The sequence below is a fragment of the Mucilaginibacter sp. genome (assembly GCF_028288225.1).
Classification (GTDB): Bacteria; Bacteroidota; Bacteroidia; order Sphingobacteriales; family Sphingobacteriaceae; genus Mucilaginibacter.
Genome location: NZ_JAQBOC010000061.1, coordinates 25439 through 46165 on the forward strand (window position 1 = coordinate 25439; position 20727 = coordinate 46165).

At 42.0% G+C, this 20727-nt stretch carries 21 protein-coding genes; 15 read left to right on the top strand and 6 right to left on the bottom strand.

Going from position 1 to position 20727, the window contains the following annotated elements; all coding sequences use genetic code 11:
* Positions 1 to 282: 282 nt before the first annotated feature.
* The 5 genes from JWQ54_RS18595 to JWQ54_RS18615 all read left to right on the top strand — a co-directional run bounded on the left by JWQ54_RS18595 (position 283) and on the right by JWQ54_RS18615 (position 4098).
* Positions 283 to 762 (top strand): S1/P1 nuclease, encoded by a 480-nt coding sequence (locus JWQ54_RS18595; RefSeq protein WP_299587819.1) that lies wholly within the window; start codon positions 283 to 285, stop codon positions 760 to 762.
* 263 nt (positions 763 to 1025) lie between these two features.
* Complete coding sequence (locus JWQ54_RS18600) at positions 1026 to 1667, top strand: SatD family protein (RefSeq protein WP_299587822.1); 642 nt, start codon at positions 1026 to 1028, stop codon at positions 1665 to 1667.
* Positions 1660 to 2031 carry a hypothetical protein gene (locus tag JWQ54_RS18605; RefSeq protein ID WP_299587824.1) on the top strand — a complete coding sequence of 124 codons (372 nt, stop codon included), beginning with the start codon at positions 1660 to 1662 and terminating at the stop codon, positions 2029 to 2031. Before JWQ54_RS18600 ends, JWQ54_RS18605 begins: the two co-directional genes overlap by 8 nt.
* A gap of 2 nt (positions 2032 to 2033) precedes the next feature.
* A complete protein-coding gene (locus JWQ54_RS18610) occupies positions 2034 to 2354 on the top strand; it encodes a hypothetical protein (protein WP_299587826.1) in 321 nt (106 codons plus the stop codon).
* A gap of 193 nt (positions 2355 to 2547) precedes the next feature.
* A complete protein-coding gene (locus JWQ54_RS18615; RefSeq protein WP_299587829.1) occupies positions 2548 to 4098 on the top strand; it encodes an IS630 family transposase in 1551 nt (516 codons plus the stop codon).
* Between the two features lie 50 nt (positions 4099 to 4148).
* Here JWQ54_RS18615 and JWQ54_RS18620 read toward each other — a convergent pair whose 3' ends face one another.
* A complete protein-coding gene (locus JWQ54_RS18620) occupies positions 4149 to 4346 on the bottom strand; it encodes a hypothetical protein (RefSeq protein WP_299587831.1) in 198 nt (65 codons plus the stop codon).
* Positions 4347 to 4415: 69 nt separating this feature from the next.
* Positions 4416 to 4574, bottom strand: a complete 159-nt coding sequence (locus tag JWQ54_RS18625) for a hypothetical protein (RefSeq protein ID WP_299587834.1) — start codon at positions 4572 to 4574, stop codon at positions 4416 to 4418.
* 301 nt (positions 4575 to 4875) lie between these two features.
* On the opposite strand from JWQ54_RS18625, the gene JWQ54_RS18630 reads away from it, so the two are divergent.
* From JWQ54_RS18630 to JWQ54_RS29210, 3 genes are all read left to right on the top strand, one after another.
* Entirely contained in the window at positions 4876 to 5583 is a 708-nt protein-coding gene (locus JWQ54_RS18630; RefSeq protein WP_299587836.1) for a DUF4386 domain-containing protein, read from the top strand.
* Between the two features lie 133 nt (positions 5584 to 5716).
* The gene (locus tag JWQ54_RS18635) at positions 5717 to 6406 is read left to right on the top strand and encodes a DUF4386 domain-containing protein (protein ID WP_299587838.1); all 690 of its coding nucleotides are present in this window, start codon (positions 5717 to 5719) and stop codon (positions 6404 to 6406) included.
* 151 nt (positions 6407 to 6557) lie between these two features.
* The gene (locus JWQ54_RS29210) at positions 6558 to 6899 is read left to right on the top strand and encodes a DUF6326 family protein (protein WP_367187112.1); all 342 of its coding nucleotides are present in this window, start codon (positions 6558 to 6560) and stop codon (positions 6897 to 6899) included.
* Between the two features lie 611 nt (positions 6900 to 7510).
* Here JWQ54_RS29210 and JWQ54_RS18640 read toward each other — a convergent pair.
* Positions 7511 to 8023 carry a hypothetical protein gene (locus JWQ54_RS18640; protein ID WP_299587841.1) on the bottom strand — a complete coding sequence of 171 codons (513 nt, stop codon included), beginning with the start codon at positions 8021 to 8023 and terminating at the stop codon, positions 7511 to 7513.
* A 988-nt stretch (positions 8024 to 9011) separates the two neighbouring features.
* Between JWQ54_RS18640 and JWQ54_RS18645 the strand changes: the two genes are divergently transcribed.
* From JWQ54_RS18645 to JWQ54_RS18670, 6 genes are read left to right on the top strand one after another with little or no spacing between them, the layout of a single operon-like run.
* Complete coding sequence (locus JWQ54_RS18645) at positions 9012 to 9350, top strand: hypothetical protein (protein WP_299587843.1); 339 nt, start codon at positions 9012 to 9014, stop codon at positions 9348 to 9350.
* Between the two features lie 46 nt (positions 9351 to 9396).
* The gene (locus JWQ54_RS18650; RefSeq protein WP_299587845.1) at positions 9397 to 10116 is read left to right on the top strand and encodes a hypothetical protein; all 720 of its coding nucleotides are present in this window, start codon (positions 9397 to 9399) and stop codon (positions 10114 to 10116) included.
* Between the two features lie 14 nt (positions 10117 to 10130).
* Positions 10131 to 11378, top strand: coding sequence for an SIR2 family protein (locus JWQ54_RS18655; RefSeq protein ID WP_299587847.1), 1248 nt, complete (start codon positions 10131 to 10133; stop codon positions 11376 to 11378).
* Between the two features lie 28 nt (positions 11379 to 11406).
* Complete coding sequence (locus JWQ54_RS18660; protein ID WP_299587849.1) at positions 11407 to 14346, top strand: hypothetical protein; 2940 nt, start codon at positions 11407 to 11409, stop codon at positions 14344 to 14346.
* Positions 14347 to 14358: 12 nt separating this feature from the next.
* A complete protein-coding gene (locus tag JWQ54_RS18665; RefSeq protein ID WP_299587851.1) occupies positions 14359 to 15234 on the top strand; it encodes a CHAT domain-containing protein in 876 nt (291 codons plus the stop codon).
* 6 nt (positions 15235 to 15240) lie between these two features.
* Positions 15241 to 15432 (top strand): hypothetical protein, encoded by a 192-nt coding sequence (locus JWQ54_RS18670; RefSeq protein WP_299587853.1) that lies wholly within the window; start codon positions 15241 to 15243, stop codon positions 15430 to 15432.
* A 78-nt stretch (positions 15433 to 15510) separates the two neighbouring features.
* Here JWQ54_RS18670 and JWQ54_RS18675 read toward each other — a convergent pair whose 3' ends face one another.
* On the bottom strand, positions 15511 to 17070 hold the full coding sequence (locus JWQ54_RS18675) for a Fic family protein (protein ID WP_299587855.1): 1560 nt from the start codon (positions 17068 to 17070) through the stop codon (positions 15511 to 15513).
* Positions 17071 to 17695: 625 nt separating this feature from the next.
* On the opposite strand from JWQ54_RS18675, the gene rpiA reads away from it, so the two are divergent.
* Entirely contained in the window at positions 17696 to 18370 is a 675-nt protein-coding gene (gene rpiA / locus JWQ54_RS18680; RefSeq protein WP_299587858.1) for a ribose 5-phosphate isomerase A, read from the top strand.
* 662 nt (positions 18371 to 19032) lie between these two features.
* Here rpiA and JWQ54_RS18685 read toward each other — a convergent pair.
* On the bottom strand, positions 19033 to 19365 hold the full coding sequence (locus JWQ54_RS18685) for a hypothetical protein (RefSeq protein WP_299587860.1): 333 nt from the start codon (positions 19363 to 19365) through the stop codon (positions 19033 to 19035).
* Positions 19366 to 19371: 6 nt separating this feature from the next.
* Positions 19372 to 20727, bottom strand: coding sequence for a hypothetical protein (locus JWQ54_RS18690; protein WP_299587862.1), 1356 nt, complete (start codon positions 20725 to 20727; stop codon positions 19372 to 19374).

Below are 20727 nucleotides of genomic sequence, written 5' to 3' on the forward strand. Positions count from 1 at the left end.
TACATCAATGCACAGTGTCCGGTTTCGCTATAGTTTTGTTTTATCATTCAGCAGATCGTAAAACAAAATATCAAAGCAAACAAACACTCATATATTCATAAAGAAGGAAATGTACGGGCAGGTTTTGATCCAGGCAAATGAGAGTGGGGCAATCGCTGATCGATTTGCAATTGCCTCTTTTTTACATTAAAAAGTTGTTTTATGAAAACTTATTCATTACAGAACAGCAGCATTACCGAACTTTTCGATGTCGGTCATTAAGTAGCTAATATATGTAAAGGAATGAAACAAATCAGTTCGAAATTATACGCAGAAATTGATGCGATGAAGGGCAGGAGCATAGGGGATGATTACTACCAGGCGCATATAGGAATCATAGAGGAGCGCATTGAAAAGGCGGGAATTAGGTTAGCGGGCGTATTGAATGAGGTATTTAAAGGAGGGCCGGTTAACGGCGCTATGATCCCGCCACCGGCAATGGCGCAAAACCAGGGCGCCCAAACTGCACAACAAACTGTTTGCGATCAGGTGTATACGACCAGGTTGATAGATGGTTCCCAAATGACGCTGCTCAGCCTGGGGGGAGCTTATCCTAATCAAAAAATCACGATTATGATTAAAGGAAGTGACCGTTCGAAATTTACCGTTGCTCCGGAAGAAGCGTTTAAAGACAAGAAAATCTGCGTTACAGGTATTGTTGTTGCGTATAAAGGCAAGCCGGAAATTATGGTAACAGATCCGAAACAGATCACCGTCCAGTAACGGGGGACTCAAACAGACCCATAAGCTATCCAATCCGGGCGCATGCATTCGAATCAGCTAAGCGCCTGTTCCGGTAAATGAGCCAGGCTCTTTGCCCCGCCGGACATGAAAACCTTGGCCTCTTTATGCGCTTTCTTCGCAATTGGCACAGCAGCTTCTTCCAGAATTTTTATAATGATATGAATTATTTCACTACTTATGAAATAGTACAAATTATTTCACTATTTATGAAATAATTATAAATGTTTCATTATATTTGAAACATGAAAGAATACATCATTATAATGGCCGATGTAATCGGCAGCCGTGATGAAGATCAGGCGCTGCTCATGGCAGATTTCAAGGAGCTGGTAAGCGGGGTAAATGTGTCAAGAAAAAATACCCTGGTTTCACCGCTAACGATCACACTGGGGGATGAGTTTCAGGGGGTGCTGGATAATATTAAGGATGCGGTGAATGTAGTATTAGATTTGGAAGAAGCCATTGTGCGGAATGGTAAAGACTTTAAGTTAAGGTACGTTATTGTGGAGGGTTTGATTGAAACACCTGTCAATACGGAGATCGCTTACGGCATGCTGGGTGATGGATTAACAAGGGCGCGGAAATACCTGGAAAATTTGAAAAAAGACGATTTGCGCTTTTTCTTTTGGCTGAAGGACCAGCCGCAGAAGAACGCGTTAGGTAATGTATTCACTGCTTTACAGGATATCATTGACGACTGGAACCCGGAGCGGGATTTTTACCTGGTTACGGCTTTTTTAGAGTTTAAGGACTACAAAAGGGTGGCGATGGCGTTGCAGAAGGAGCGCTCTTTGATGTGGAAACGGAAAAAGAACTTAAAAATAAATGCTTACTTTGCTTTAAAAGAAGTAGCCAGTTATATAGGAGGAATCCAACATGCCTGAATTTTTGATCTTAAGCCTGCTATTTGTTATTACGGAGGTTTTTATCGCTTTTATTTTTGCTGCGATTGCGCAGATTTTCTATCACCAGATCGGCCTTAATTTTAAGGCGATTTTCAAAGGGATAGCCGAACGGGTGTTTTTATTTGTTACGCTGACGAATGGCTACACCCAGGCATTGACCTTTTTCAGCGCCCTTAAACTGGCGACCAGGCTGAAACATGAGGAACCTAAAGCTGATTTGGACGGGTTCAATGATTATTACCTGATCGGCAACCTGCTATCTGTAGTGGTCGCGATCGCCTATGTGTATACTTACCAGCATTTCAGCGAGATCCATTTGTTTCAATTACTGAGTGGCAAATAAACATGGCTAAATCTTTGAATAGCTTTGCATTTGAAGATTTTTTTATCCGTTTTAAGGAAGCCGCGACCAATGTTGGCATCCCTGGGCTGCCGAAAGATGTGCACCTTTCTATTTCACATCATCCGAACAGCCCGGACATTAATCTTTCAGGTTGTACAGACCTGGTAAATCAGCCCTCTGTGCAATGGCGCTTATGGCAGGCCAACCAGGAATTTGCGCGGCATCAGGCCGGGCCGCCGCAAGCGGGTTTATTGGCTTCACCAAACGCCTTTTTTGTGTATTACTCACTTCAGCAGGCTGTTTTCGACAGAAAACAGACGTAAGTCACGATTTATTTTTCTGGTTCATTCTTTGAGCGGCGTATTAATCGCATCCGGTTTAAAATGTTAATCGCTATTCGCCGGGTATCCTCGGCGTCTAACCGTCATGAAATTGCTATTTATTAATTGAAAAGATCACTAAGGTCGCTAATCAGATTAGTCGTCATAAATAATCGAAATACCGGTAACTTCCATCATGGAAAAGATACCAGTATCTAAGATCAATCGTATCCGGGAGGATTTTCTGGCTGGCGGCATACATCGCACCAATTTAGCTAAAGAATTAAAGTTAAACCGGCGCACGGTGGGAAAGTATGTGCGCGAATTCAAGCAAATCGCCCAACTATATCCCGGTAAGGAAAAAGACTTCAATTTTCGGCTGCCCAGGAAGCGTCGCGCTCAAACACAGTTATTTAAAGATCTCTCGGCGATTCTGCCCGTTTTAATAGAACGTGCGAAGACCCCGCGCTTACAACTCATTCATTTGTGGGCAGACTACCGGACGGTTTATCCGGGAGGCTATGGCTTATTCTGGTTCGAATTTCATTATAATAATTGGCGAAATGAAAATCAGGTTTGTCCTTATTGGAACCGGCGGATACGGCAGATCGATCCCTTCGATGAGGCTGTGCTCCTCAAGTGGAAAAATACCGGTAGCCGGGAGGAATGGAAAAAGGCGACGGTGATCTTAGGGTCTTATCATGGCAGGCCTTTAGCAGAAATGCTGCTGCAGGTTGAAAAAGCACGGGAAACGGTTTTGCTGTGGATCGATAACTTCAAAACCGGCGGTATTCCCAAGCTGGACAAACAACCTTATACCACCTGTCCTGCCTTATTGGAAAAGGTCAAGATCAAGCAGGAAAACCTGACCAAATTATTGCACCAGGCACCTCAGATACACGGGCTCAACCGTGCCTCCTGGCGGGTAGAAGACCTTTGTATTATTTATGAGCAGTTCTACGGGCAGGCGATCAGCCGCAGTTGCGTCCAGGAAAATTTGCATAAAATGGGATTGGGTTATTACCGGTCCCGCGAACTGCTGACCAGCCCTGACCCGGATTTTAGGCCAAAGCTGGATCATATTAAGCAGATTCTGGCCAACCTCGGTGAACGTGAACGGTTCTTCTCCGTAGATGAATACGGCCCCTTCGCCATTAAAATGAAGGTCGGCCGTAGTTTTACACCCAGCGGCCAAATGAAAACCGTGCCCCAGGTACAGAAGAGCAAAGGTTGCATCGTCGTGACCGCCGCGCTGGAGCTTTCCCGCAACCAGGTCAGCCACTTTTACTCGTATAAAAAGAATACCGACGAAATGATCAAGCTACTGGAATTATTACTGGTAGAATATCAGGACACCGATAAGCTGTATTTTTCCTGGGACGCCGCCAGCTGGCATGCTTCCAAAAAACTCTATGACAGGATCATTGAGCTCAATAGTGACGCCTACCGCACCCGGTACCACACACCATTGGTGGAACTCGCGCCTTTGCCTGTTTCCGCCCAGTTCCTGAACGTGATCGAATCGGTTTTCAGCGGCCTGGCCAAAGGTGTTATTCATAACAGCGATTACGAATCTGCAGAAGCCTGCCGTAACGCCATCGACCGGCATTTTCGCGACCGCAACTTACACTTTCAACAGCATCCAAAAAGAGCCGGGCATAAAATATGGGGCCAAGAAACGGTACCTCCTGAATTCAACGAAGGCCGGCACACCAAGAACCTGACGACTATGCGTGGCGCAAAGTAAGGGTGTAAACTAGCTATTGCCGTTCCATCCCTCAAATCCCTGTGTCGTGATCAAGGCTCGTGAATGGTTACCGAATTCAGTTTGCCATTGCGATAGGCTGATTCACCATAAATACCGTTTGACTTGACCTCAGCCACCTGGCTTAAATTGGGGTTACCTGCTATCCAAAAATTTTCGCTAACAGAACCCGGTGAAACTAAAAGCGGCCGCCAATGCGGCGGGCACTGGTGTGAAGGCTGTGGAAGCATGGTTAATAAAGACGTAATAAATAAATCAGATCTGGCGGTTTGTAGCCGGCCGAAGCCTTTGACCGGGTTTTAAAAAAGCGATGCAACAGGCCGAACATCCCCGGCCGCAAATGCCTGCTGGTAACGCATCCTGTACTTTGCAGCTGCTGCTGTTTTATGCTGTGCTTTCAGGCTGTTGTACAAACCCAGCAGCGACCAGCCGTCGCTTGATTCATTTTTAACAGGCAATTACCCAGGTACTGCCGCGCAGGCAGGAGCCACTCCTGCGGTTCGCGGTAGATCAGTTGTTCCCCGGCGCTGACCGTACTTTCACTCAAGTGTGCACATCCGGTCATTGTTATCACCGACAAAAGAATATCAACCGAATATTCCGGCTGGAACAAACGTAGTAGAGGGCATTAGAATCTTGTTGTTGACCAACAAGGGCAGAAAAGAAATAATGTAACAAAATCCGCTATAAGGCATCTGACAATAAACGTTCTGTATTCCTTGCAGATTTTTATAATACGTCAATTAAACCTCCTATAACATGGTCATCGACGAATCACAAGCCAAAGCAGGTAAAGTTGTTGGCTTCACTTACCTTTTCGCGCTGGTCCCGGCCATCTTCGCCGAGTTCTATGTCCGCGCCAATCTAATCGTCTTCGACAATGCCGCGCAAACCGCATTGAACATTGTGGGGCACCAAAGGCTCTTTCGCCTTGGCACCGCCAGCAATCTCATCGTCTTCGCTGTCGATGTGGCCCTTATCACCGCACTGTATGTGGTCCTAAAGCCGGTCAATAGCCGGCTTGCCTTGCTGGCTGCAGCCTGGGGGCTGATCGAGACCACCATCCTGGTCGTCGTTACGCTGAACGACCTCGACGTACTGCGGATCCTGGGCGGCGCGCACTATTTGCAGGCATTCCAGGTAAGCCAATTGCAGGCCTTGGCGAGGCTGTCGGTCAGCGCGCACGATACTACGTATAACGTCGCATTGGTATTCGCGGGACTTCGAAGCACCACCTTCTGCTATTTATGGTTCCGGTCGGGCTACATCCCGCGGGTATTGGCAGCCTGGGGAGTGCTCGCTTCCTTCCTGATGGGCGCGTTCGCCTTTTCGTTCATCATTTTTCCCGGGCTTGCCAGGGCCGTTCCTGTGGAGATCTACGGAGGGCCAATTTTTGTTTTCGAGCTTACAATGGGCTTTTGGCTGCTGTTTAAGCGGCTGCGGCCATCCGGTGTCACCGGGAGATAAATACCCTCCCGCACCGGCGGGCAAAGTGATCATTGTAACAAAACCCGTTGTAATTCATCTGATTATTAACGCTTCCCGCCAAAAACGTTTTGCGCGAATGGTCCATCCCGAGACATTTTAAACGATATTAACCATGGAAAAACCAACTACTGAAACTTCCCGGCAGTTTTACGCGAAGGTCGCCGGCTTCACCATCCTTTTTTACATCGCGGTGGGCCTTACCAGTGTTACTTTGTATAGCCGGGCAACCGGCGCCGAAGGGACTAACGCCATTCTCGCCGACATCGCCAGCCATGCGACCGCCGTGGGCATGACCGTTATACTGGAGCTGCTCGAATGTTTCTCGGCCCTCGTGCTGGCCGTCACGCTGTACCGGCTCACACGCGACGAGAGCCAGGAACTTGCTATGCTGGGTATGGTATGCCGCGTTTGCGAAAGCGTGCTGGCTGCCATCGGTATCCGCACCACACTGGGACTGCTGTGGCTCGCGGCAGGCGGCCATGCCCCTGCCAACGGCGCGCTCGGCACCTTCTTATTGATGCCCATCCCGGCCGCGATGGTCGGTTCGCCATTTTTCGCCCTGGGGAGCATGATCTTCTCGTATCTCATGCTGCGCTCCCGCATCGTCCCGGTCCCGCTCGCGGGGTTCGGCGTCGTCGCGTCGGCATTGCTCGTGGTGTGCGTGCCCCTGCAGCTCGCCGGGTTCTTAAAGGGGCCGGTCACTACGTGGATATGGATACCGATGTTCGCGTTCCAATTCCTGCTCGGGCTTTGGCTGCTTATCAAAGGAGTCGCCACGCCCGCGTCGCGGCAACCGGCATGATCGCGCTGCATTCCCGTGCGCTTAAGCGGAAAATCCTATTTAATCAAATCTTAAATTCAATAAAATGAACCATACCAATAAGTTAGAAGATCTGAAAATAAATGTAAAAATTAAATTAGCAGTATTATGGACATCCGTAATGTAATGATAAATATATGAAGACTATTTTGAATTATATGTTCCAAAAAAGGTTGAGCGTATAATTAGTGGAGAAAATTTTTTATCTACACCGATGACCTTGTTTTATGGGGCATTGCTATTGATAATACCTGCATTGATGATTTCTTTGTCAATATTATTACGACCTAAATTAAGCCGTTTGTTCAATATAATATTTGGTACATTATACACCGCATTAATGTTGTGGATCGCATCAAACTACTCATTGGATAAATGGCTAACATTTGCTGTGTTCTTTGCAATTGTTGAAAGTATAATTACCGCGAACATTGTTTGGTATGCATGGAAATGGCCGAGGCAGTTAAACCTATAATATCATTTTATTTCCCGCCTTTGTTGGTGTTATCAACAACAAACCGAATATTCCAGCCGGAACAAACGTAAATGGCGAATGGCAGTTACGCAAGCGTTCAAATAATAATTATATTGAACATGAAATTGTAAGCAGGGTTACCGCAAATGTTTGATGTTTAGTTGTGCACATCGGTTCTATACGGCGTGATCCCTATATAAAGACCATTGCTAATGGTACTCGGGCAAAGACAATTTACTTAAATTACCTATGTGTTAATATGAAACTAAAAATCAGCTTGTTGTTAGCTATAACATTGTCTTTTGCTCAACATATTCGTTATTCAGGCACACACCATACTTATAGCCATGGCGGGCATTATGCTGGTGGGCATGGCCGTTCACATAGAGGGTGGACATTATCGAAATGTCAGGACACATAATGAGCAGGAATAAAGCATAAGGCTCATGCTTAAGTATACAAGTTGTCTCATCTGTGATCAGGGAATAGTCTTCGGTGCGAAGGTAAATGGCGAATGGTAGGTACACAAGCGTTCAAACAGCAATTATATGGAACATAAAATTGTCAGCAGGGTACTGCAAATACTTGATGTTTAGCTGTGCACATCGGTTCTATTGGGTAATCCTCAAGGCGATACCAATAAGACCGGTGAACTGCTCTAAATAATATTGAATGGTCTTGAGCTTAAAATCTTCCCAATAAGGTGCCATTGGTGCCAATAAATCGTATTTGGCCATCACCGCGTCAAGTACAAACCCATTAGCATCTTGCTGTTGATCCGCAGCTAACCTTAAATCTTCTTCATGAATGACCCCTGGGAATTTGGATAAGAATAAAAGCTGTATGGCTGCTTTGTCTTCCAAATTCAAACGGGGTAGCTCAACGATTCTGGAAGCCTCCGAATCAATCTGTTCCAGCTGCACTAAAAGTGTCTTAAATTCGTTGCCTGCAATACGCAAACCGATCATATCCAGCAGCATCATTTCATCCGGATCCGATGGTGATGGCTTAGTGTAAAAGAACTTTTTAGTGCTGCCATCATAGTAATATCGCTCATCACACCTTGCCGGTGCTGTCATTGCATGGCATAGCCACAGTAGATTAAACTTTTCGATGTCTGTCATTGAGTAGCTAATATAACGTAAGTAAATGAAAAGAGCCAACTGATTTAGTTAGCGCTTGGTAATTGGCAGCAAGCAAATGAGTTTGCGAAGCCTGTCTAAAATCTATTGATGTATTAATAGCGCCCGGCAGGTTCTGTTCTATCAGCCAGAGCTGTAACTTTTTACATCAAGCCATTGTCAATAGCATTAATAGCGTTAGAATCCGGGAGATCGATTTGGATTTTACTATCAGGCCAACAATACAGCAGCGGGATTTTAGGCTATTAAAATAGCCGGTTATCAGGGACGGCACCGATTTATTTTATAGATGATGGCCTGATTTGCTATGATCAACGACGAGTTAAAATTTTGCAAGTTTGCTGATGATCATTGTAAAAATAATATTATTTGCGTAGTGCGAATGCTTATTCGTTAAATATAATATTAGTCAAAGAGATGATTCGCCAACTAAATATCTCCGGGTTCAAAAATCATTTCACTATTGACGCAAACCAATGACGTCAGATGCCCGGGGGACTATTATGGCAACTGATTTGGCAAAGCAGCATTATCAATGCTCAGCTGCGTTCAACCCTCGTTAGGTATCCCCAAGGCATAAGGCTGCGCCCATGACGGTTTACAAAGTTTACAATTTGGTATACAGTTATCTAAAACGGCTAATTTATGCAAAACATGCGCTAAATTTACTTGCCTGATACGAAAGATGCTATTAATTAATAATTTAAACCTTTATTCATGAAAATAAGATCCAAGTTAACCGACCGCAACTTCAGCCCCAGCAGCCCCGGGCATTTTGCCCTGTTTAGATGTCCTGCCTATGTTGTTCTCCAGGGTATATAATTTATAAAAAAAACCAGTAGCCGTTATTTAATGGTGAATTTTAATTTTTCGCAGCTAAATTAATTGACTTTAAAATACAAAAATCACCCCCATACAATTATTATAATACCTGTATTTTTTGATCGTATAGCATTCATACTATAAATAAATGAAAACCATATTCATTGTTGTACTATTCATTTTATCTTTTTGTAAGAATGTAGCTGCTACTAATTTGAGAGGACAAATAGTGCGCTACAACCCTGATTACGGGCGATTTTTTCCTCTGCCAGGTGTAAGAGTTGATTTAATGGTATGGAACGGGACACAATGGATAGATTTAGCCTATTCAGTAACAGGCAATGATGGATTTTATTATTTTGCAAACCTGCAACCCGGAGGCACCTTTCAAATAGCTGTATTTGGGCAGTTTAAGCTTAGTCAACCAATGGTTATCGGACAAGTTAACCCGCCTTACTTTGAGGATATACCGGTAATAAATACTTAGAAAAAAAATCATTATGAGTCTGCCTCAAAAATATTATCTCGAACACATGTTCAAAAACACAGGATACCGGGCAAACTGGCTGCCTGACCACCCTTTGCGTATTGGTGATATCGGTAAACTGGAAGACGGTCTTTTTACGCTGTATACTACGCTCGAACAGCAACAAATAGGATACTCATTAAGAGAAGGCAATTCCGAATTGGACGTGGATTATTCTTCAAAAAATTCAGTTAACATAGAAACAAGCGTATCCACCGGCGATGCATTAAACCTGTCATTGAGCACACCTGTAAACGGACGGGTGATCATCAATTTCACTGAAAGCAATGGTATTGTGTTTCAAATGACAGGCGCCAAAAAAAAGGTAATCGAAAACCTGGCAGAAGTTGAAAATACTGTTCTGAATAAATATAGGTCCGGGGAGTGGCCAAAGGAATGGGTCGTTATTAGCGAAGTGGTCGTCACCGATCATGCGACGATAATAATCTCTACCAGCAGCAATAATAAAATTGAACTGGGTTGTAATGCGCAGCTTGGCATTGCTCAAGGTAAACTGGCAGATCCAAAATTAAACCTGACGCTGATAAGTGAGAAAGGCAGTAGTACCAAAATTTTTGGCGCCAATAACTTAACACCCTTTTACCAGGTGAAGGGCATCTATAAACCATTTTTAAGAAAACCGCAATTTAGGAAAAGAGCGGATATAACCGATGAACTTGAGACGTCAGAAGTGACGGATTTAGGGTTTGACTTAAGAGAATTATAATTAAACAGTAAAGAATGCCGGAAACCAATATCCATGAGATAGAATATTTTGAGGAAAGAGCCAGAAGTTTATCCGATATCGCTTCGAATATTAAAACAGGCAACTGTGTATTGGTATTGGGGCCGATGTTTGGTATTAATAAGGGGCAAAGGCCGATCTATGAAGATATCAAAAACTTCCTGCGTGAGGAGGACGGGTCTCTAATGCTCGATAACGAGTTTCAAAATCTTTACCTCGTTGAAAAGATGGATTCCTACGATCAGACAGAAATAGAAGAAATGATATTTCGGTCGTATGAAAGGTTTTCTGCGGATAATATATATAAGTTTCCAAAGGCCGGTAATGACGAATCAGAAGAGGATATCTATACAACGATCGCTAAAATAAAATTCAGTGCGTTCATAAATTTTTCACAGGATATTTTTTTAAATAATGCTTTTGATCGTAATGAGAACTTGAAATATCAATTTACCTATCTTTCAATTTATCAGACACAGGTAGAATTTGAAAAACTTTCAAATGATCCTGAATATAAAAATGCCCCTTTCATTTACAACCTTTTTGGCCATTATCAGCATAAACAGTCACTTATTTACAGCTATGACCGTTTTTATAAGTTTTTCTTCAAAACCCTTGGAGAAAGCAATGAAAACAATGTGTATCCTCCGGAAATAGTAAAAAGGCTTTCTGATGCCAGGATATTCATCTTACTGGGGTTTGATCTGAAAAAATGGTATGTGCCTATTTTTATTGCCAAACTTTGTAGAATAGGCAGGGAAAATAAAGAAGACAGGCCCATGGTTTTAACAGCGCTGAATAACACAAATTTAGATAACCTTACCTATGTGGGCTGGCTGACACGCTATCCCCTTAAGTTAAAGTTTATAAAGGATACTTATGATTTCATCAATCAACTATCAAAGATTCCCGGAGTTATAAATGAGCCAAAAGTGCCTTTGGGTCATGAACCATCTAATAATGAGGAGGAAGAAGTTTTAAGCGATCGCTTGTCTGAAGAAGAGCGGAATGATTTTTATGACAGAATTTCTGATGTAGGTGATGACGATGAATTACTTAATTTGATAAATGAACTTAAGTCAATCTATGAAAATAAGAAGAATAACGGAGCAGTAAAATTTATGACTAATACAAGATCCGATACTAAAATTTTAAAAGTTTCTAAAAGAAGTAACAAAATAAACCGTGACGATTATAAGGTGGAATTTGCCCAAATAAGAGACAGGATTTTAGATTATATATAGGTTCAGATCACTTACCTTATGACAAATCATGAGTAAATATAGATATCCCGGCCCCAAACCTTTTACAGATAAGGATAAAGACCTTTTTTTTGGCAGGGAAAAAGAGCGGGAAATCTTAATTAACTTAATTAAAACCAAAGGGCTCAGTATACTTTTCGGAAGATCCGGAAATGGAAAATCATCTTTAATTCACGCGGGTTTAATTCCATATTTTGAAGCTGAACAATATAAAATTGTTGAAATAAGGTTGCAGCCATTCAAAAGCTATGAATCGGAACAGTTCTTATTAAAAAACCAGATCATTACTGAGTTAAAAAAAAATCAGGATTCTGATAAGATCTATTTGAATGAAATATTGCCGGAGAATAATGAAAGCAGTCTGTGGCAATACTTCAAAACCTTGCAATGGGATGCCAATAAAAAGGGATTTGAGGGAATCATATTTATTATTGACCAGTTTGAAGAATTATTCAATTTCCCGGCAGACCAATACAAACAGTTTGCAAAAGAGTTCTCGGAAGTTATTTATAACAGAATTCCCTATAAATTTCAGGAAACTTTAAATGAAAAGATCAAATCAGAAAGTAGCTTTATATCGGAGAATAAATATAAAATTGATTTTCTGAGAGGTGAATTATTTTCCAGTTTCTTAATAGGAATAAGGTCGGACAGGTTATATTTATTAGATGAGCTGGGAGATGTAATTCCTATCATTTTTAATAACAGATTTAGGCTTGATCACCTGGATTCAACTAAAATTGATGAAGCAATAACCAAGCCTGCCGGCCTCAAAGGAGATTTCTTGTCGCCACCGTTTGAAATTGCTCCCGAAGTAATAAACGAAATTAAAAAATATTTGTTTGAAGACAATGCTGCAACCCAAATGGGCTACATCGAAACATTCCAGCTTCAAATTATCTGCGAGTTTATCGAGCACAAGGCTATGGAAGTTGAACCGGCAGAGGGGAAGATCGTTATCACAAAAAATATGCTAAGCAAACAGGTCAGCGATATTATAAAGGAATATTATGAAAATATTATAAAAAATATCGATACTGATAGTGCCAGCGATGTTCAGTCATTATTTATACGCTTTTTAATTGAGAAGAAACTTATCGATATAAAAACCAACAGCCGCATTTGCCTGGATAAAACTTCAATTTACCCGCTTGGAATCAATGATAAACTCTTGGCTAAATTAATTGATAGCAAAATAATCCGCAAGGAAATTAATACCGTAAGCGGCGAGAGTTTTGAAATAAGCCATGATAGTTTGGTAAAGCCTATTTTGGAAGCCGCAAAATCAAAAGTATTAGGGAATCTCGAGTCTCAATTGTATAATTATTATTCAAACAACATCAAGAACCTTGATGACAGAGCGAAACGGGATTATAAGCATATTTTATTATCAAAACTGCTCGACAAAGAAGGTAACCTGAGTGCTTTTAAAATTAAAGATGTTTCACAGCAGGAAAGATCAGTTGAATCAAAGCCAAATGAATATATGGAAGCCGGAGAAACCATATTTGAATCATTCAATGAATCAACGGAGTCCATTGAAATACTTGAAGCGTCTGATAAATTAAAAGCATCTATCGATCTGTTTGAAAAATGGAATATTATAGAGAAGGTAAGAGGAAATAAAAAAAATAAAGACTTTTATATAATTAATGAAGCCTTCCGTGACGCTATCATTAAAAAGCAAAACATAGACAACCTGAAAAAGCAGAAAATTATTAATTCAGGTATCGTTGCTTTGTGTATCATTCTGGCTTTTTTCATCGGCTTACACCTTATAAATAGAAGACAGCATAAAATAGATTATGCGAAAATTTACTTATTTAGTCATACTTCATTTTTCGGCCCCCCTACAGATAACAAAGCTGATACCGTTAGGTCTGTCAGAAAACTAATACTCTTATCAGAATTATATAAAATTATTAAGCCTGCTGATCCTGCATCGGAATTAATAGTTAAAAATGTATTTACCACCTTTTTTAATTCCTATGACTTTTTAGGAAAGAGAATTTCTGTTCATAATTTATATCCTTATTCTTTAAAGCGTAATAGCCGAAACCAATTATTGGTTTTCTATAAATCCGCTAAGGATATTAGTCAGAATTCTCCGATGTCGGCATATCTGTACGATCAAAAAGGGAATAGCCTTGATGTTTATAAAAACATTCGGGATGCGGCTTTTGCCGGTGTTTCCGAATTAGTAGTTTTGCTAAATGATTCGCTAATTATACGCACAGATAAGGAAGTTAAAAAAGTCAAATTAAAGCCTGGCAATATAAATCTGAAAAATGCTTTAATTCATATAGACTCTATTAAAGGTGACAATATATTTCTCCAAGTCCGTCTTATTGCCAAAAGCATTAATAATAAAAGTTATCGCCCAATGCCGCATTCCATTTTTAATGCTAAGATAGGCTACGATGGCAATATCAGCGAAGTTAAGCCGCAATTACCATACATGACGAATTATAGTAATGCATATGCTTCAATAAATGAGCTTAATCAAAAAGGAATTACCAAATTTTTTAAACACTTTACCTTGAGTTATTCTTATTTAGGTCATATCTTGTCTTTAAAATCAGATAGCGACAGGTCCAAAAGCGTGTCTTTGGTCTATCCTGTTTTGGATGCTTCATTTTCCTCATCGGGAGATACTATTTTTGTACGTGACGGGCAATATTTAAATATATTTGATAAATCACTGAAAATACACTCCAAATACAGGAACAGTTCGGCCAATTATGGCGAACTAAAAAGCGCCTCTCCCTCCATTGCTTATATTCAACCAGGCTACGTAGTTTTAGTTAATTTTCAAGACCCTGTAATAAAATCTGTCAATACAATTGATCCGAATGATATAATTAAATATATCGACAAAAAGAAAAGTATAAAACCCTGGCAACCTTTAAGTGCTGCCGAGAAAAAGAACTTTGGTTACGATAACCCTTAAAATAGTATTGAAATGTTAGATTTAAAAACTGAACTATTAAGCAAGTTTACAGATATTTCCATTCATGAAGCGATTTTTGGGGTATATGCTGCTCTGCCATCAAATAAGTTTATGATAGGATTAAAAGCTCAGTCTAAAACACTTGAAAAAGATTATAAGTCAAAATTAATTACGCGTGACGTTTATATCGTTGAATCGGAAAATTTACGGAGTTCACTATTTTTCCTGATAGATGAATTAAACGACGCCGACCTGAAAAAGGTTTTTATTCAGGTCGTGAAAAATGTCGACGGAGGAAATCCATCAAATGAAAATAAATCCATATTATTTATCGCCGCCTCACCAAAAGACCTGGATAATCTTCAAATTGCATTCGAATATGCCGCAATTAAAAATGTCCTTGTTTCTTCTATTGACAGAGATAAATTCCTTTTTGAAGATCCGGTTTTAGCTGCCACAATTGATGCCATGGTTGATGCCATAAATATATCAAAGCCGGCAATCATACATTTTTCAGGCCATGCGGGTAAAAAAGGCATCATATTAAGTGATCGCGACAATAATGCCGAGTTGATACCCACAGGAATATTGGATAACTATTTTGGTACATTTCATAATGGAATTGATTGTGTGTTCTTAAATGCATGTTATTCTGTTGAACAGGCAACAGCAATTTCTAAACACGTTAAATATGTTGTCGGTATGAACTGCCCGATAGGAGATGATGCTGCAATAATATTTTCGGAAGCTTTTTATCGTTGCCTTTTTAATGACAATGACCTGAATTATAAAAAAGCGTTTAAGCAAGCCTGTATAAAACTACAATTAAAGGCAGTTGAAGAATGCACTACTCCTGACTTATGGGGAAACGGAGAGAAAATAGTATAAGATTATTTGGAAATTCAGAGAGGCTTGACCATCTCGTTCCGTGCCACAAGTTCCTTCAATTGTGCGGGTGTCAGCGTGCATATGGATAATGCCGGTGGAATTTATAACACCATGCTGGTACTGCAAAACAGGGGTGGCCGGGTTTTAAAAATAAACAGCAGGATATCCGGGTTTTTTGACGCAGGTGGATCGGTATGAAAAATAGGGATACAACAACAAAAATGTTAGCGCAATTTTGCAAGTGAAGCTTGTAAAATCGGGACTTCGGAATTACTGTTATTTAATATTATCTAAGGTTGCTGCCGGTTTACCTTCCATTCCCCGTGTTACCAGGTCAGCTAAAAATATAGCAAACGGCGCAATATTACCGGTTACACTGGCAATTTCCAGGCATTTCATATATTCAGCTCGTTTTTCCACTGGTATTACAGTCCAGGGGTATCCGCCTGAAGATAACATAACATTCATCATAAACCTGCCCATTCTGCCGTTCCCGTCCATGTAAGGATGAATGTTTACAAAAACGAAGTGTCCCAGTACAGCCCGTACAGACGCGTCGGGTTCGTTGGAAAGCAATTCAAAAAGCAGTGGCATGGCATCTCTTAATGCAGCGACATTTAGTGGCACGTGCTTAGAGCCACCAATGTATACCTGGTGGGTACGGTACCCGGCAAGATCACCAGCCTTTAGTATACCGGCAGTTACACCAGGGCTAAATAGTTCCCTGTACCAGTCCTGATGCTCCTCATCGGCAATCACACCGGCATTTGCACCATCCAATATTTTATTAATGCTTTCTTTTACCACCTGGAACGCCTGCCAGTAGCCGCGTGCCGCCATCGCATCTTTCTGTTGACGGTCATCCTTGTTTCCTTCACTGTCCCATTGTCCGCTTCGAACCCTTTCGATCAGGTCGGGTGTAACCCGGTATCGCTCGATGGAAAGGGAATGGTAAGCATCGGTTACGTAAACCTCCTCGACGGCTTTAAGATAGGCATCTTTAACTTGAGGTATACCTGGTGCCTTTGGAAATACGTCGATCACCGCTTTTTGCATCGTGTTCCACGTTAACCTTATCCTGTTCGCATAAGGCGATCGTTCTTTGAAAGATAGGCCAACCTCTATTTTTGTTTCGAAAGGGTCTGTTTCCCGTATATCATAATCAGCAGCCTTCATGGCTTTTAAAATATCATTAGCGATCCTTTCACGGCCTATATTCCGGAAAGCGCCGCATAACCTGCCGGCAATAGTGGTGTGTCCGCCGTTCAACAGGATGGTCAAAACTTCGGCTGAGTCACCTATCAAAGCCAATGCAGTCCGTGCGTCTGTCGGGCTTTGGATAAATATGGATTGACTACAAAACACCAACGCAGCTGGCAGTGTATACAGCATAATACCGTTTTGCTTTTCTCTCAGGTCGTCTGCCGGCAGCTCACCTCTCATATGGAACAGTGAGGTGTGGTGAGCTAAGTCTGTTTTAAAGTTGGATGCTTCAGGTGCACGGATCACTAATTGAGTGGGCACTGTTTGATTTCCGGAATGGAGCTGTAAAGATTGATCAGCCGAAACGGTATACCTATCGCCATACTTTTCGCTAATATACCCGCTGCAAAAATCCCAGTAATTAGCGTACCATGATGTACTATCCCCGGGTAATTCATCCGGACGTGATGGTATATACCAACCCTTGAGTACTTCTTTGAGGAAACCGTTTTTTGTTAACCGTTGTCTGTAAACCGTACTGATATCGTCGGTATGAATCGCTATCATACCCTTGTTTTGCAAGGCGTGCAACGTGTCTAAAGCGTCCGCCAATTTCTCTGCCGGTGTTGCCATATCTGTGATTAATTAATTCTTAAGCCGGATTTAGCATGAAGACATCCGTGTTATTTTTATAGTTATCAACTGTGTTAAAATTATAATTATCAAATGTACTAAAATTATAATTATCGAACGCGTTAAAATTATAATAAATGAATGTAACGATTCTCAAATAACCTTATGGAATCAAAAACCGCTTATTTAACTTATCGATAAATAGCTATTTATAACTATTGTTGTATCGGATCTGCCCACATACCTCTCACAACTCAAATTAACCGAACTTGTCATGAACAAGCCATCAGTCCGAAAATATTTTTTTGCATCCGTTCACTTTGGTGAGCCTCTGGCCATTGGTTTTTTCCGGTTGATGTACGACCTGGTTTCTTCTTATCCGGATGCAGTATTTTATTTGAATCATAGCCACTATAGCCTTCTCTGTAGTAATTAATGGCGACTAGACACTTTGGGGGCTATAAACTAAGCAGCCCCTTATTTTACTGGTTCTGTTCTCTCCGATTGATAAGGAATTGGGTAAATTTGAACCGGAATCGAAAATTGCGGAGAGGAAACCCGGATTTAATTATGGGGCCCGCAGTAAAAAATAAAGAAGCAACAACTGTCTATGATAAACTATAAAATGGAAGCGGCTAAAGCCTGTTTGGGCTTCATAGAGCCTGGCCTGGTAGTCGGGCTGGGTGCAGGGACTACAATTTCTTATCTGGTAGACTGGATTAGTGAGCAAACGGATCTGGCAAAGCAGCTTACTTTTGTATCGTCTTCATTCAAAACACGCCTCTTTTTGAAGGAAAAGGGCCTCATTCAGAAATTATCATCGCAAATCAATAGGCTGGACGTTTATTTTGATGGTTGTGACTGTTTCGACAATGAATTAAATGCCCTGAAAAGTGGCGGTGGAATCCATACGCATGAAAAGATTTTGGCATCAATGGCAAATAATTTTATTTTGGTAGGGGACGAAAGTAAATTGATCCCCGACTTGGGTACCAGCTATCCGCTGGTAATTGAAATTCTGCCGGAAGCTTTGCTCTTTGTAGAAAATTTTATTAAGTCAAACTATCCGGAAGCTTTTTTTGATTTGCGTATGAGCCAGCAGAAAGATGGCGCGGTCATTTCCGAAAATGGAAACTTTCTTGCCGATATCAGGTTCCGCAAATTTCCTGACTTAGGAACATTGAATATAAATATAAAAATGATCCCGGGCGTTGTAGAACATTCCTTGTTTTATCGAATGGCTTCGAAAGCCATCATTGCAGGAGAGAAAGGAGTGCAGGTAATCTGTGCTGACCGGTAGAACCAGCAGTATATCCTGATTTAATATCCCCTTTTGGCCGGCCGGGCCGTTATTATGGCTGGTCTGCAATTTGTCTTATTAGAGCCACCCACACCCGAAATCTGCCAAAGCAGGGCAGCGTATGCCTATCATTCCCATGAGTGCCGGGGGCTATCACGCTGCACCCATGGGCATTGCAAAGATTCCCAAGGCCCAGGCAATCAACAAGGGTACAAGGCCTGCAGGATTTGCTACCGGTAGGAGGGCCCTGCCGACCGTGAAGACTATTATCTAAAAAATACAAATAACGCATATAAGCGTCTATAAAAAACAATCATATGGCTGAATTTCGGTTTTTTACCAAACATCCAAAAAATGATCAGGTTAAAGGCTTTGGTATAAGGCCAAAAACTTTGAAAATGGATGGAGATTTGTCACGGGAGCACTGGCAAGCCTGACAGGAATTCCGCCTTCCCGGGTTAGTAAAATTGAAAGGGAAGATATCAAATCCGGCCTTAAGTGCCATGTATGCTTGGCAACTGGCTTTAATATGTTTTTGTTAGCATTTTAACCGGTTTTTAAACTTACGATAAATAATAGTTGCAACTCACCGTTCTTTATAAGACCATGATTAACAGATCATGAAATAACAGGGAAGCCGGGTTGGCATCCCTGTTACCCGATCATTGCCCGCCATTTTTAGGCTGCAGGTAAGGGAGACCGAAGCGTTCACTGTGAAAGATCATCTCCCGCCACTCCCAAAACCGCCAGGGTTTAATCGTAAATGTCCGGTAGAGCTTATTGTCGCCATGGTCTTTTTCCGGGTGCTGGCAAAGGAAATAGCCATACAAACGCTGACAACCAGAAAAAGATTTGCCTTTACCCGCTTCCTCGTTATAGATAAAACTACTGTCAGCATTACTATAAGCGTAATTTTCTTCAAATAAAAAGCTGATAAATGGCACGTTACTGAATAGGATGAATGCCGTTGTGGCTATAATATATATTTTTTTCATTTTTATCTAGTTACAAGGTCCCTTACTATTAGGCGTTATTCCACCTGTCGTATTAACATTATTTTGGCCTTTTAGCTTCTCAATACTATTGCCAAGACCTGCCGGCGTCATCGCGGTAACCGGCAAAAGCCCTACCGTAGAAAATGGATCAGGCAGCGTAACCCCACCGGCTTCGCAGGCATTATACACAAAATTAGTGCAGTTAAAGTCTGTCAGGTCGTAGTGAGTCGGCGGGTTTGAAATATAACTGGTAATTTGGTTAAATTGACCTGCGCTGACAGTATAGCTAATGCTTACGTTGTATTCAAGATCACCACCATTGTTGACTACTTTAGAAGGTGCATGTATTTTATCGAGCCCGGAAGCGTTTGGGTAATACCCGACAATCTGGGTCACCGAATTGTTGCCGTTTGTTTTGGTCAGGCCGATGGCAACATGACCGACACTGTTAGGCCCGATATTGAAGGAGGTGCCGGGAAATGGTTCCTGGACATAAACGGTGACCTTCATGGCCGCACCTGCACTGGGGACATTTCCGAAACAATCCATCAGGCTTTTTGGGTTGATTGCCGGACCAAGCTCCCCCGGGAGATTGGAAGCGGGTGGGGTGCCTGCGGAATCGCCGTTCCCGCCATCGCCGCTGCCTGCATAGTTCCCGCTGCCGCCGTCAAAGCCATCGCCCGTACCATCACTGCCACTAATGGATAGGGTGCAGATCCTTTCGGAATAAACGACCAGCATACCATCCGAGTTGATATAGTTGTTATCATACCACTCACAATCTTCCGTTACTGCCATGCTATCCGTGCGTACCAGGGAAGAGGTGCCGGAAGCATGAGCGGAGGGTCTTATTTGCCCGGCAAGCTTTCCGTTTGCTCTCAGCTCGCCGCCCAGCAAATGATAGGCCTGGTCATAAATAAAGATCCGGCCCGTATAATCGGCAGTGGTTACTTTTCGTTTTCGCTGGAAATACAAGCCGTCCGGAATGAACTCCAGTATCCGCGCCTGGATTGTCCCGTCAGCATCACGCAAAAATGCCAGCTTCCGGTAGCCTTGTTTTGTTTTTTGAAAAATTGGCGCGCCACTTAACGGGACCAGCCAGTAATTGCCGCTTTTGTTGGCAAATGAACGGGCATTATTCCACGGGACCGCCAATTTTGAAAGACTGAAAGATTGCCCGGTACTTTCAGCGGTAAGATTTGAGCTGGCCGTTTGTTTGCTGTAGAACTGTTTTACCCTGTCAAGTGTGAGGGAATCGGTTTTACTTGCCGCTGCCGCATTGTTCGGCAGCACTTGCTGTTCTTTCCTGCAGGCAGCCAGGCTGCTTAAAAGCAGGAATACATAGGTAATTCTTCTTTTCAT

Excerpts from the sequence above, each read along its gene's own strand:
- JWQ54_RS18650 (WP_299587845.1), top strand. The coding sequence starts at position 9,397 with ATGTTCAAAAACACAGGATACCGGGCAAACTGGCTGCCTGACCACCCT.
- JWQ54_RS18635 (WP_299587838.1), top strand. The coding sequence starts at position 5,717 with ATGGAAAAACCAACTACTGAAACTTCCCGGCAGTTTTACGCGAAGGTC.
- JWQ54_RS18600 (WP_299587822.1), top strand. The coding sequence starts at position 1,026 with ATGAAAGAATACATCATTATAATGGCCGATGTAATCGGCAGCCGTGAT.
- JWQ54_RS18690 (WP_299587862.1), bottom strand. The coding sequence starts at position 20,727 with ATGAAAAGAAGAATTACCTATGTATTCCTGCTTTTAAGCAGCCTGGCT.
- JWQ54_RS18615 (WP_299587829.1), top strand. The coding sequence starts at position 2,548 with ATGGAAAAGATACCAGTATCTAAGATCAATCGTATCCGGGAGGATTTT.
- JWQ54_RS18655 (WP_299587847.1), top strand. The coding sequence starts at position 10,131 with ATGCCGGAAACCAATATCCATGAGATAGAATATTTTGAGGAAAGAGCC.
- JWQ54_RS18660 (WP_299587849.1), top strand. The coding sequence starts at position 11,407 with ATGAGTAAATATAGATATCCCGGCCCCAAACCTTTTACAGATAAGGAT.
- JWQ54_RS18640 (WP_299587841.1), bottom strand. The coding sequence starts at position 8,023 with ATGACAGACATCGAAAAGTTTAATCTACTGTGGCTATGCCATGCAATG.
- JWQ54_RS18610 (WP_299587826.1), top strand. The coding sequence starts at position 2,034 with ATGGCTAAATCTTTGAATAGCTTTGCATTTGAAGATTTTTTTATCCGT.
- JWQ54_RS18605 (WP_299587824.1), top strand. The coding sequence starts at position 1,660 with ATGCCTGAATTTTTGATCTTAAGCCTGCTATTTGTTATTACGGAGGTT.
- JWQ54_RS18645 (WP_299587843.1), top strand. The coding sequence starts at position 9,012 with ATGAAAACCATATTCATTGTTGTACTATTCATTTTATCTTTTTGTAAG.
- rpiA (WP_299587858.1), top strand. The coding sequence starts at position 17,696 with ATGGAAGCGGCTAAAGCCTGTTTGGGCTTCATAGAGCCTGGCCTGGTA.
- JWQ54_RS18620 (WP_299587831.1), bottom strand. The coding sequence starts at position 4,346 with ATGCTTCCACAGCCTTCACACCAGTGCCCGCCGCATTGGCGGCCGCTT.
- JWQ54_RS18595 (WP_299587819.1), top strand. The coding sequence starts at position 283 with ATGAAACAAATCAGTTCGAAATTATACGCAGAAATTGATGCGATGAAG.
- JWQ54_RS18665 (WP_299587851.1), top strand. The coding sequence starts at position 14,359 with ATGTTAGATTTAAAAACTGAACTATTAAGCAAGTTTACAGATATTTCC.
- JWQ54_RS18685 (WP_299587860.1), bottom strand. The coding sequence starts at position 19,365 with ATGAAAAAAATATATATTATAGCCACAACGGCATTCATCCTATTCAGT.
- JWQ54_RS18675 (WP_299587855.1), bottom strand. The coding sequence starts at position 17,070 with ATGGCAACACCGGCAGAGAAATTGGCGGACGCTTTAGACACGTTGCAC.
- JWQ54_RS18630 (WP_299587836.1), top strand. The coding sequence starts at position 4,876 with ATGGTCATCGACGAATCACAAGCCAAAGCAGGTAAAGTTGTTGGCTTC.